This is a genomic window from Streptomyces subrutilus (assembly GCF_001746425.1).
Taxonomy (GTDB): domain Bacteria; phylum Actinomycetota; class Actinomycetes; order Streptomycetales; family Streptomycetaceae; genus Streptomyces; species Streptomyces subrutilus_A.
This window is the reverse complement of sequence record NZ_MEHK01000001.1, coordinates 6,411,395-6,423,834: the sequence shown is the minus strand read 5'-3', so window position 1 is coordinate 6,423,834 and position 12,440 is coordinate 6,411,395. Positions and strand designations below refer to the sequence as shown.

Sequence of the window (12,440 nt, the reverse complement as noted above, 5' to 3'; positions counted from 1 at the left end):
CAGGAGAGACCCTTGCAAGCCGAGCGCACGCTCATAGTCGACGCCGAAGCCATCGCCACCATCGTCTCGAAGGTGGGTCTGGGGCAACTCTACGATCTGACGATCGCCCGTCTGGAAACCGTTCTCGCCACCGGCAGCGACGCACCGGTGGAGATGAAACAGCGCGACGGGTTCCTCATCGAGACCCCCCACCTGGGGCTGCTGGAGTGGATGCCCGCGCTCCGGCACGGCGCCACGGTGTCCATGAAGATGGTCGGCTACAACCCGCACAATCCGGCCAAGAACCAGCTGCCCACCATCCTGTCCACCCTGTGCGCCTTCGACGCGGACAGCGGCCACCTGCGGACGGTCATGGACGGGACCTTCGCCACCGCCGTCCGCACGGGCGCGGCCTCCGCGCTGGCCAGCCGGGTGCTGGCGCGTCCGGACTCCGCGGTCCTCGGGCTCGTGGGCTGCGGCGCGCAGGCCGTGACCCAGCTGCACGCCCTGTCCCGGGTGTTCTCCTTCTCCGAGATCCTGGTGTGCGACGAGGACGTGCGGGCGGAGAACTCCTTCGCGGCCAGGTCCCGGCTGCCCGAAGGAGCCGTACGGATCGCCCCGCCGGCGGAGGTGGAGGAGCGGGCCGACATCCTGTGCACCGCCACCTCGGTCGCGCCGTACGCGGGCCCGGTGATCCGGGGGACCGACCTCAAGCCGTGGGTGCACATCAACACCATCGGCTCCGACATGCCGGGCAAGACCGAGCTGCCGCTGGAACTGCTGCGCAAGGCCGTCGTCGTCCCCGACCACGTGGCGCAGGCGCGGGCCGAGGGCGACTGCCAGCAGCTCGCCCCCGAGGAGATCGGGCCCTCGCTCGCCGAGGTCCTGCTGGACCCGGAGGCCCACCGGAAGCTGTCCCCGGTCACCACCGTGTACGACTCGACGGGCCTGGCGCTCCAAGACCTCGTCATGGTCGAGGTGTTCGAGGAGCTCGCCCGGGACCTCGGCGTGGGTCACCGCATCGCCGTCGAGGCGACCGCCGACGACCCTCAGGACCCGTACTCCTTCCTGCCGGAGCCGGTCACCCGGTCCTGGGAGGGACAGGGGCGGCCGGGGGCACGGCGATGACCGCGGCGACGGCTCCCCCCGGGCACGCCGGGCCGGTGGTGGACATTGGTGTGGCCTCGGTCCTGGAGCTGATCGACCGCGAGGTGGCCGCGCACCCGGGGGCGCCCGCGGTGCGCGAGCCCGGCCGGGAGGTGACGTACGCGGAACTCGACCGTCTCGCGGACACCGTCGCCGGCCGGCTCGGGCGCGACTTCGGCATCGGGCGCGGCGACACGGTGCTCATCGCCGCTCGGGCGGGGGCCGACTTCACCGCGGCGTTGCTGGGCGCGCTGCGCGCCGGAGCCGCCTATCTGCCGGTGGACACGACGTACCCGCCCGAGCGCATCGAGCAGATCCTGCGGGCGAGCAGCGCGGCGCTGCTGGTCCTGGCCGATCAGGGGGCGCTGGACACCGGCTCCCCCGGGGTGCGGGCGACCGGTCTGGCGGGCCTGGTGGCGCCGGATCCGGCGGGCGCGGCGCCCGCGGCGGTCCGCCGGGCACCGGCTCCGGAGGATCCCGCGTACGTCATCTTCTCCTCGGGATCGACCGGCAGCCCCAAGGGCATCGTCCAGACCCACCGCTGCCTGGCCAACTTCATCTCCTGGCAGGTGGACGGCTCCGGGCTCGGGCGCGGCCGGCGGGTCCTCCAGGTGGCACCGCTGACCTTCGACGTGTCGGTCCAGGAGATGTTCTACACGCTCGCCTCGGGCGGGTGCCTGTACGTGCCCGAGCCCCATGTGCGGCGCGATCCACGGGATCTGATCGACTTCGTCATCGACGAGCGCATCGAGGTCGTGGACTTCCCGCAGTCGCTCATCGACGTGGTCATGGCGCTGCCGGTGAACTTCGAGCACGCCGCGGACCTGCGCCACATCATCAGCGCGGGCGAGACGGTCCGGGTCACGCCGGCTCTGGAGGGGCTGCTGACGCGCCGGCCGGAGCTCACCCTGCACAACCACTACGGGCCGGCCGAGAACCACATGGTGGCCGCCCACGCGATGAGCGCGGCGGCCGGCAATCTCGAACCGCGGCCGCCGGTCGGGTCGCTGGTGTGGAACACGTACATCCACGTGCTGGACGAGCACGGCGCGCCGGTGCCCGACGGGGAGGTCGGGGAGGTGTACATCGGCGGTGCGGGGGTGGCCCTGGGGTACACCGATCCCGAGCTGAGCCGCACCGCGTTCGTGCCCGACCCGTTCCGTCCGGGCAGGCGGCTGTACCGCACCCGGGACCGGGGGGTGTGGCGGGCGGCCGACCGGACGCTCCAGCTGCTGGGCCGGATGGACGACCTGATCAAGATCCGCGGCAATGCCGTGGAGCCCCGGGAGGTGGAGGCGCGCCTCGCGGACTTCGCCGGGGTCAAGGACGCCGCGGCGTTCGCGGTGGTGCGGGCCGACGGGGCGGTGGAGCTGCACGCTGCTCTCACCGGAGATCCGCCGCCGGCCCCGGAACTGCGCCGGGCGCTGCTCGCGGCCCTGCCCGACTACATGGTGCCCGTGCGCTGGTGGCTGGTGGACGGCCTGCCCGTCTCACCCAACGGCAAGCTCGACCGCAAGGCCCTGCCCGGCGACGGGGCGCGGCCCCTGTCCCTGGTGCCTCACCAGTCGAACGCCTCGCGGTAGCCGCGCTCCTCGATGCAGTACGTCCGGAACGCCTCGGCCTTCGCGACCAGTGCGTCGTCCCCGGTGCGCGCGGCGGCTTCGACGAACCAGTCGAACGCCGCCGTCGCATCGGCCTGGCGCGTGAAGTGGACGGCGGCGAACTTCCGGAAGGAGGCGCGCAGGTTGTCGGCGTTCATATCGGCTGCGGAGTCCATCAGCTCGGCCAGGTCGGCCTCCGAGACCGGAGGACGCGAAATGATGCGGACGGGCAGCTCCGACGGGACGGAGTTCTTGATTTCAATGGGTGCCTCAGCATCGGCGAAATCAAGGCAGAGAGACAGCCTGGCGAGCGGTGAGATGCTCCGGGCCGAGTGCGGGACCGTGGTGTGTATTTTCCAGACCTCGCCCCGTCGGAGGTGATAGACGATGTCGTTCTCGGAATGCAGGGAATCCTCGTCGGTGCGGAGGGGTATTTGAAGCCTCGTACCCGGCTCGGAGAATTCAAGAAAATCTACGTGCGGTGCGAGAATTCCGTCACTTAGGCCGAATACGCGCACCCACTGGAGCCTGTCGAGAGGGAAGTTGTCGGTGACGAGCGACATGATTCCGGGAAGCTTCCTGCCCAGGTCAGTCAGGGTGAGCTGGCCCTCGTAGGGGCGGAAGGCGGTGTCCTTGCCGTTCCCTCCGGAATTCGCGAGGACATGCGCGGACCAGTACCCGAAGGAGAATGCGTCGTACTCACCACCGGCATCGTTTGAATCGATGACCGAAAGATCCTCGGCAAGGTCGTAGGAATCGATCGGAAGCGTGGCGAGCCTTTGAGATTTGAGCATGCGAGATCCCGTCGGTTGATTCATGAGCCGTGGCGCCGGACGCCGGTGATCGGCAAGCATAACGATCGGAGGAAGAGAGGGCAATGGCCGCCCGCGGGCATCGATTCATGTTTGACAAGACCTATTTTCCTTGCACAGGATCTTGGGTGCCGTCATGTTCTTCAGAACCATCGAAGGTAATGGGTGAGCGTACGAAATGCTGAGTGACAATGCCCTGAGTGAATCCTGGCTCGCCCGGTTGGCGGCCGGCCGCCAAGTTCCGTTCCTGGACGTCTTCTCCCCGGACGGGGACACGCCGGACATCGCCTTGGACCCCGGGGTCACCGAGCGGCTGGACGCGATGTCGGGCGGCGACGCGACCGGCCTCCTGCTGCTCACCGTCGCCGCCACCCGGCTCGCGCTCGCCGCGTTCGACGGGGAGCCCCGGCATGTGGTCCTGGTGCCGGTCCCCACCCCGCCGGCCGGGGCGGACTCCGGCGCCGACGCGGACGCGACCCCGCGCGAGCTGGCACTCTGCGCTCCCCTCGACCGCGAGGCACCGGCCTCGGCCTTCCTGGCGGCGCTGCACGCCGAACTCGAATCCGCCCTGCCCCTCGCCTGGCCCGACCGGGAGGCGGTCGCCTCCCGCCTGCACCTCGCCGGTGTGCCCGTGGGCCGGGCCCTGGGCCGGCTCGGCGTCGTGTGCGAGGAGGCGGGCGGCAAGCTGCTGGAGCCCGTCGGCCTCTGCCTGACCCTGCGCCGGACCGGCGGTCGGCTGACCCTGACCGCCGAGGCGGACGGCGAGCTTCCGGTAGCCGCGGCGGCCCTGCTGCGCTGCACGGCGGCCGCCCTCGCGGAGCTCGCCCGCTCACCGCGGCGGCCGGTCACGGAGCTGGACGTCCTCGGTCCCGCACAGCGCGCCGAACTGGAGCGGTGGTCGGGTCTGCCCGTCGTGGCGGAGTTCGCCGACGCGACGCTCACCGGCATCGTCGACGCCGCCGCGGACCGCTTCGCGGAGCGTGAGGCGGTGTCCGACGGAACGGTGGTCTGGAGCCACCGGGAGCTGGCGCTGCGCTCGGCGCGCGCCGCTCGCTCGCTCACCCTCGACCACGGGGTGAAGCCGGGCGACCGGGTCGCCCTGTTGCTGCCCAAGAGCCCCGAACTCGTCCTGGCGGTGCTGGCGGTCCTGCGGGCGGGCGCCTCGATGGTCCCCCTCGACCCCTCGCACCCGACGGAGCGCGTCGCCCGCCAGCTGCGCCTGAGCGGGGCCGTCTGCGTCGTCTCCGCGGCGGGCGAACTCCCCGGACAGGTCGCCCTCCCGGTGGTGTCCCCCGAGGCCCTGGCCACCGCCGACGGACCGGGGACGGCAGGCGGACCGGGGACGGCCGGCGGACCGGGTACGGCCGGCCGACCGGGTCCCGACGACGAGGCCATCCTCTTCTTCACCTCCGGCTCGACCGGCCTCCCCCGCCCGGTGGCCCTCACCCACCGCCAGCTCGCCCACAAGACCCTCGCCTCGGGGCGGCTCCTCGGTTTCGACGAGGACATCCGCTGCGCCCTGCTGTCGGCGGTGACCTCCGACGCCCTGACCTACCAGATCTTCACCACCCTCGCCGCGGGCGGCTGCGTGGCGGTCATGGACTCGCCCCAGACCCTCTCGCCCGCCGAGTTCTGGGCGGCGACGCGGCGCCTGCGCGTGAACGTCGTCAACTGCGTGCCCTCCCTGCTCGCCGTGATGGCCGAAGGACTGCCCGCGGGAGCCGCCGAAGACGTGCGCATCTGCCTGCTGGGCGGCGACGAGATCCCGGCGGGGCTCCTGCCCCGGCTGGCGGACCGGCTGCGCGTGGGCACCTTCGGCAACCTGTACGGGCCCACCGAGGCCACCATCGAGGCGACCACCTTCACCTGCCCCGGCTCGGACTTCCCCGCCCTGACCACGGTCCCGGTCGGCAGGCCCTCCGAGGGCTTCGGCGTGCTGGTGCTGACCCCCCACGGGGACCACGCACCGCCCGGCGTCCCCGGCGAGATCCACGTCCTCGGCCCCGGCGTGGCCCGCGGCTACGCCGACGAGGAACCGACCGGCCCGGGGCGGTTCTGCGAGCTCCCCGCGCACCCCGGCGTCCGGGTGTTCCGGACCGGCGACTTCGGCCGCTGGAACCACGAGGGCGAGCTGGTCTTCCTGGGCCGCCGGGACAACCAGATCCAGATCCACGGCAACCGCGTCGAGCTCGGCGAGGTGGAGGCCGCTCTCAGCTCCGTTCCGGGCGTCACCGCCGCCACGGTCCTTCCGTTCACCGCCCCCTCCGGGCCGCCGTCCGTCGTCGCCGTGTACACCTCGGACCAGGGTCTCGAACCGGCCGACGTACGCCGCCGGCTGGAACTGCGCCTGCCCGGCTACATGGTCCCGAGCCGCATCCTGCGCCTCGACGAGCTGCCCGTCACCCTGCACGGCAAGATCGACCGCGCGGCCATCCTGGCCCGTGTGGCGAGCCTGGACGGACAGGCATGGCAGCCCGAGGACGAGGCCGACCGCACCGCCGCCAGGATCTGGGCCGAGGTGCTCGGCGCCGCGCCGCGCGCCGGGGACGAGGACCTCTTCGCGGCGGGCGGCCACAGCCTCACCGCCGCCGTCCTCGCGGGCCGGCTCGGCGCGGCCGCCGGCGCCGGCCCGATCACCGTCCGCGACGTGTTCACCGCCCGCACTCCCGAAGGGCTCGGCGCGCTGCTGCGCCGCGCCGCGGCCGACGGGCGTGCGGCTCCGGCCGCCCGCACACCGTGGCCCGAGACCCCGGACCCGGTGCCCGCGAGCAACGCCCAGCGCCGGATGTGGTTCCTCGAACAGTACGAGGACGGGGAGGTGCGTCCCTACAACATGGTGGAGGCCTTCCGGCTGCCCGGCTCCCCCGGGGCGGCCGACATGGCGGACGCGCTGGAGCGGACGGTGCGCAGGCACCAGGCGCTGCGCACCGTGTTCCGCGCCGACCCCGACGGCCTGCGGCAGATCGTGCTGGCGCCCGAGCGGGCCCGGCCCGAGCTGCGGGTCCACCGGACGGGCTCCGAGGACGCCGCCGGCCTGCTGCGGCGCATCGCCGACGCGGAGCAGCGCCACGTGTTCGACCCGGCCGAGGGGCCCCTGCTGCGTGCCCACTGGCTCGTCGAGGACGGGCGCCCCGGCGGGACGCTCCTGCTGTCCGTCCACCACAGCGTGTGCGACGGCTGGTCCTTCGCGGTGATCCTGCGCGACCTCCAGCGGTTCCTGAACGGCGGGGAGCAGGCCCCGGAGCCCACGCAGTACGGCGCGTACGCGCTCGGCGAGCAGGACCGGCAGGACGACGCGCACAGCCGCGCGTTCTGGCGGGGCGTCCTGGACGGCGCGCCGAGCGTCGACCTGCCGCTCGACCGGCACCGGCCGGCCGAGCGCAGCTCGGCGGCGGGCACGGTCCGCCTCACGCTCGGCGAGGACACGACCCGGTCCGTCCAGGAGCTGTGCCGGCGGCTCGGCACCACCTCGTTCACGGCGATGGTGGCCGCCGTCCGCGTCCTGCTGCTGCGCTGGAGCGGGGCGGGCGACATCGTGCTCGGCACGGTGGTCTCGGGCCGCGACCGTCCCGAACTGGCCGACTCGGTCGGGCTGTTCGTCAACACCGTGGCGCTGCGCACCCCGGTCGGGCCGGAGCTCTCCTTCACCGATGTGGTCGCGGCGGCGGCGGAGCACGCGCGGGAGGTCCGCGCCCACGAGGAGTACCCCTTCGAGAGCCTCGTGGAGGCCCTGGGCCGCGAACGGATCGCCGGACGCAACCCGCTCTTCGACGTGCTGGTCGAGGCCGCGGTCTCCGGTACGGACCCGCTGGGCACCGAGGAGGGTCCGGCGGCCGAGCACATCCGTCTGGACAGCGGCGCGGAGGGCTTCGACCTCGTCTTCGGCTTCGGCGAGCCCGGGCCGGACCGTCCGATCGAGGTGGCGATCACCTACCGCGAGGACGTCCTGGACGCGGGAACCGCGCAGCGGCTCGCCGGCCGGCTGGACCACCTCCTGACCGTGCTGGCGGACTCCCCCGAGGCTCCCGTCGGCGCCGCTCCCCTGCTGCCCGACGCCCAGCGCGACGAGCTCCTCGCGGCCGGTACCGGGGAGAGCCCCGCAGCCGGGGACACCGCGGCCACCCTCCTCGACCTCGTCTCCGCGCAGGTGCGGCGCGCGCCCGAGGGCCGGGCCGTCGTCTGCGGCGACCGCGTCCTGACCTACCGCGCACTGGACCGCCTGGCCGATGACCTGGCCGCCCGGATCGCCGCGGTGGCGCCGACCGGCCCCGACCGCGTGGTCGCCGTGCTGTGCGAGCGCTCCGAGTGGATGCCGGTCGCGCTGCTCGCCGTCCTCAAGACCGGTTCGGCGTTCCTCCCCCTCGATCCGGAGCAGTCTGCGGCCCGGCTCGCGCGGGTGCTCCGCGACAGCGGCGCGGTCGCCGCCGTCACCTCGGCGCACTTCACGCCGACCACGGTCGGCGAGGGCCTGCCCACGGTGACCGTCGGCGACGCGCCCGAGGCCACTGCCGCGGTCCGGGACGAGCCGGCGGCGCTCCACCCCGCCGGCCGCGCCGACCTCGCCTACGTCGTGTACACCTCCGGCTCCACCGGAACGCCCAAGGGCGTCATGGTGGAGCACCGCGGCATCGTCAACTCCGTCCGGTTCCGCATCGCCTACTACGGCCTCGACGCCGGCGGCGCGGTCCTCCAGGTCGATCCGATCCACGCCGACGCCGGTATCGCCGACGTGTTCAGCGCGCTCGCCTCGGGCGCGCCCATGGTCATCGTCACCCGGGAGCAGCTGCTCACTCCGAAGGACGTGGCCGCGGTCATGAGCCGGTACCCGATCCGCCATGTGCTGATCGTGCCGAGCCTCTACCAGATGCTGCTCGACGAGGTCGGCCCGGCGTTCCGCGAGGTGCGCGAGGTCGTGCTCGGCGGGGAGCGGGTCACCCGGGCGCTCACCGCACGGCACGCCGAACTCCTGCCCGGGGTACGGCTGTTCAACGAGTACGGACCGGCCGAGGACAGTGTGGTGACCACCGTGGAGCCGGTGGACACCACAGGGGCCGCCGGCGCGCGCGGATCCGGGTCCGGAACGGCTTCCGGCGATGCCTCGATCGGCCGCCCGCTGCCCGGCAAGTGGGTGGACCTGCTCGACGAGCGGGGCTCGCTGGTGCCGCTGGGGGCCCCGGGCGAACTGTGCATCGGCGGAGCGGGCCTGGCCCGCGGCTACCTCGGCGACGCCGAGCTGACCGCCGCCCGCTTCGTGACCAGCCGGGTACGCCCGGGCGAGCGCATGTACCGCACCGGCGACCTGGCCCGACGGCTGCCCGACGGCCGCCTGGAGTACCTGGGCCGGGCCGACGACCAGCTCAAGATCCGGGGCAACCGGGTCGAGCCGAACGAGGTGGCCGCGGTCCTCGCCGAAGCCCCCGGTCTGCGCGGCGCCGCCGTACTCCCGACGACCGGCGCCGAACCGCGGCTGGTCGCCTACGTGGTCGGTGAGGCGGACCCGGCGGACCTGCGCCGGCACCTCGCGGCGCGGCTGCCCGCCTACATGATGCCCGCCGCCTTCGTACGGCTGCCCGCCCTGCCGGTGGCTGCGGGCGGCAAGCTCGACCGCCGGGCGCTGCCCGCGCCCGACGCGGCGCTGGCCGCCGCCGAAGCGCCCGCCGCCGCCCGGCCGTTCACCCCGGCCGAGCAGCACGTGGCCGATGTGTGGACGCGGGTTCTGGAACGTCCCGTCACCGACCCCGACGCGAACCTGTTCGAGCTGGGCGGCCACAGTCTGACCGCCGCGCGCATCGCGCACGCCCTGCACGTAGGCGTGCGCACCGTCTACACCTTCCAGACCGTCGCCGCCCTCACCTCCGCGCTGGCAGAGCGGTCGGCGAAGGCCGCGGCGCAGCGGGACCCGGCCGCGGCGGCCTCCTCGGGCAGCGGGTTCCTGCCGCTGTCCCGGGCGCAGCGCCGCGTCTGGCTGACCTCGCGATGGGCGGGCTCGGACACCTTCCTCATCTCCGACCTCGTTCGGCTGGGCCGCCGGATCGACCCCGGCGCGCTGCGCACCGCCCTCGACGCCGTCGTCGAGCGCCAGGACATGCTGCGCGCGCAGGTGTTGCCGCGCGGAACGGATGCGGAGCTGACCGTCCTGGACCGGCTGCCGGACGGCGCACCGCTGGTCGTCGTGGACCTGCCCGGCGCGGACCCCGCGGGGCCGGAGGTCGAGGCCGCGCTGCACGACGCCCGCCGGGTCGGCTTCGCCCTCGACCAGGCACCGCTGTTCGAACTGCGCCTGCTGACCGGGCCCGTCGGCGGTGATCTCCTCACGGTCACCGCCCACCACCTGATCTACGACGGCGCGAGCGTCGACGTACTGCTGGACGACCTGTTCACCGCCTACGAGCGGGCCGTGGCGGGCGAACCGGCCCGGCTGCCGCGGCTGCCCTACACCTACCAGGACTGGGTCCGCGAGGAGCAGGAGTGGCTGGCCGGGCCCGAGGCGGAGCGCCAGGTGGAGTTCTGGCGGGAGCGGCTGCACGGCGTCCCGGCCGGGCCCGACCCCGTGGACCCGGCCCGCCGCCGGGGCCGCCGGGGCCGCACCGCGGTGGTCCACCGGTCCCTTCCCGCGGCCGTGCTCCACGGCGTCCCCGCGACCCCGTTCGCGCAGGTGGTCACCGCGTTCGCCGTCGCGGTGAACCAGCGCACCCGGGCCACCGACCTCGTCGTCGGCTTCGCCGCGAGCCTGCGCCACCGGCCCGAGGCCGACGACCTGATCGGCTACCTGGCCAACGCGGTGCCCCTCCGGGTCACGCTGGACGGGGCGCAGACCCCGGGCGAGCTGCTGCCCCGGGTGCAGATCGGGATCCTGGAGGCCTACGAACACTCCCGGCTGCCGTTCGACGTGCTCGCCGAGCGGCTGGCGCTGCGCGCGGCACCGGGCCGCAGCCTGCTGCTCGACCTCGGCGTGAGCTGGGAGAACGCGGGCCTGGGCGCCGAGAGCCACGTGGTCGAGGACCTGCTGGTGGACGATCTGCCCGCCACCAGCGACCTGTGGCTGTACGCCCGCGTCAAGGGCGACACCCTGCACCTCGACCTCACCTACGACGACCGCCTGCTCGATGAGGCGGAGGCCGCCGGCTACGCCGACCACGTCGCAGCGGTGCTGAGCGGCCTGGCCACCGGCCGGTTCGCACCGCCCCCCGGACTCCCGACACCGACCGTGCCCCCGACCCCGGAGCCGTCCGCACCCGGCTCTGTTTGGAGCGAAACACACTATGACTTCTGACACCGCCCTCAGGCACAGGGCGACTCCGGCCGGACCCGACCTGACGCAGCGGCTGTGCGAGCTGTTCGCCACGGCACTCGAACTGGACGACGTCACCCCGGACACCGACTTCTTCGTCGCCGGCGGACACAGCCTGTCCGCACTGGACCTCGCCGTCGCCGTGGAAGCGGCCTTCGGCGTGCGGGTCCGCGTACGGGACGTCTTCGACGCCGCCACGCCCGCCCTGCTCGCGGCCCGGCTGGCCGAACTCGTCCCCGGTGGCGGGGAATCCGCGGAGCCGGCCGCCCCGCTCCCCCGGCCCACCGCCGCGCTGCCCGGGACCGGGGTCTCCGAGGCCACGCGCTGGCTGTGGCTCGAACGGCAGCGCGGGGAGGCCGACTCCGGGGCCTACACGGTGCCCTGCCTGCTGGAGGGCGAGGGCGCCGTGGACCCCGACAAGCTGGGCGCGGCGCTGGCCGCACTGGCCCGGCGCCACCCGGCGCTGCGGACCGTCTTCGTCGAGGCCCAGGGCGAACCGCGGGCGCTGCTCACCGACGAGGTGCCCCCGTTGGAGGTCGTCGACCTGCGCGGGGACGAGGCGGGCGACACCCGGTTCGACTCCCTGGTGGACGAGCGCCTCACCGTCCCGTTCGACCCCTCGACCGGCCCGCTCACCCGGACCACCCTGTTCCTGCGCGCCGACGCCCGGTGGTCGCTCCTGCTGCTCGCGGACCACCTCGTGTGCGACGGCCGCAGCCTGGAGATCCTGGCCACGCAGCTCGTGGCGGCCTACGCGGACCCGGCTGCCGCCCGGCCGGCCGAGGACCGGCCCGCCCACCGCCCGACCGGCCAGGAGGCCGCGCTCGACCACTGGCGCCGCGTGCTGCTCCCCCCGCCGGCGCCGCTGCCCCTCCCGGTGAGCGGGCCGCGGGCGCGGCGGGCCGGCAGCGCCACCGGCATGGCCGTGCGGGAGATCGCCCCGGACCAGCTGCGCCGACTGACGGACCTGGGCAGGCGGCACCACGCGGGCGCGTTCGTACCGCTGGCCGCCGCCGTCGCCCGTACCCTCGCGGGGATCACCGGCAGCACGGACATCTGCCTGGGCACCCCCGTGGACCGGCGGGCCCGGCTCGGCGCGCAGGACGCGGTCGGCTTCCACGTCGCGACCGTCCCGCTGCGGCTGGAGGTCCGGGAGGAGGCCGCGGCGGACGACCTCGTCCGCCAGGTCGCGCAGCGCACGGTGGACGCGGTGGACCACAGCGAGGTCGCCTTCGACACGCTCGTGGCGGCGCTCGCGCCGCCGCGGTCCCCCGGCCGGCCGCCGTTCTTCGACGTGTGGGTGGCCCTCTACCCCCGCATCGACACCGGGCCGTGCGCGCCGGAGGGCATCGCCCTGCGCGGCGGGCCGATACCCCAGAGGGTCGGCATGTTCGAGCTGTCCTTCCAGTTCGTGGAGCACGCGGACGGCATGCGGCTGTGGCTCCAGTACGACACCGAGCGCTACGCGGCGGACACCGCCGAGCGGATCGCCGGGCGGCTCGGCGAGGAGCTGGCGCGGCTCCTGCGGGACCCCGCGGAGCCCGCGGCCGAAGACGCGCCGGCGAGGCGGGCCTTCGGCGGCTTCCGGTTCGACGCCTGACCCGACCTGTA

At 74.2% G+C, this 12,440-nt stretch carries 5 protein-coding genes; 4 read left to right on the top strand and 1 reads right to left on the bottom strand.

Features of this window, described 5'->3' with window-relative positions:
• Positions 1–12 precede the first annotated feature (12 nt).
• Complete coding sequence (locus BGK67_RS29380; RefSeq protein ID WP_069922910.1) at positions 13–1,107, top strand: ornithine cyclodeaminase family protein; 1,095 nt, start codon at positions 13–15, stop codon at positions 1,105–1,107.
• Positions 1,104–2,708 (top strand): amino acid adenylation domain-containing protein, encoded by a 1,605-nt coding sequence (locus tag BGK67_RS29375; protein ID WP_079154436.1) that lies wholly within the window; start codon positions 1,104–1,106, stop codon positions 2,706–2,708. Before BGK67_RS29380 ends, BGK67_RS29375 begins: the two co-directional genes overlap by 4 nt.
• Here BGK67_RS29375 and BGK67_RS29370 read toward each other — a convergent pair.
• Positions 2,684–3,520, bottom strand: a complete 837-nt coding sequence (locus BGK67_RS29370) for a putative nonproteinogenic amino acid hydroxylase (RefSeq protein WP_069922908.1) — start codon at positions 3,518–3,520, stop codon at positions 2,684–2,686. The genes BGK67_RS29375 and BGK67_RS29370 overlap by 25 nt on opposite strands.
• A gap of 196 nt (positions 3,521–3,716) precedes the next feature.
• On the opposite strand from BGK67_RS29370, the gene BGK67_RS29365 reads away from it, so the two are divergent.
• Positions 3,717–10,811 carry a non-ribosomal peptide synthetase gene (locus BGK67_RS29365; RefSeq protein WP_069922907.1) on the top strand — a complete coding sequence of 2,365 codons (7,095 nt, stop codon included), beginning with the start codon at positions 3,717–3,719 and terminating at the stop codon, positions 10,809–10,811.
• Positions 10,801–12,429, top strand: a complete 1,629-nt coding sequence (locus tag BGK67_RS29360; RefSeq protein WP_069922906.1) for a condensation domain-containing protein — start codon at positions 10,801–10,803, stop codon at positions 12,427–12,429. Before BGK67_RS29365 ends, BGK67_RS29360 begins: the two co-directional genes overlap by 11 nt.
• The last annotated feature ends 11 nt before the right edge of the window (positions 12,430–12,440 follow it).

Coding starts and splice junctions, on each gene's coding strand:
- BGK67_RS29370 (WP_069922908.1), bottom strand. CDS start 3,520: ATGCTCAAATCTCAAAGGCTCGCCACGCTTCCGATCGATTCCTACGAC.
- BGK67_RS29375 (WP_079154436.1), top strand. CDS start 1,104: ATGACCGCGGCGACGGCTCCCCCCGGGCACGCCGGGCCGGTGGTGGAC.
- BGK67_RS29360 (WP_069922906.1), top strand. CDS start 10,801: ATGACTTCTGACACCGCCCTCAGGCACAGGGCGACTCCGGCCGGACCC.
- BGK67_RS29365 (WP_069922907.1), top strand. CDS start 3,717: ATGCTGAGTGACAATGCCCTGAGTGAATCCTGGCTCGCCCGGTTGGCG.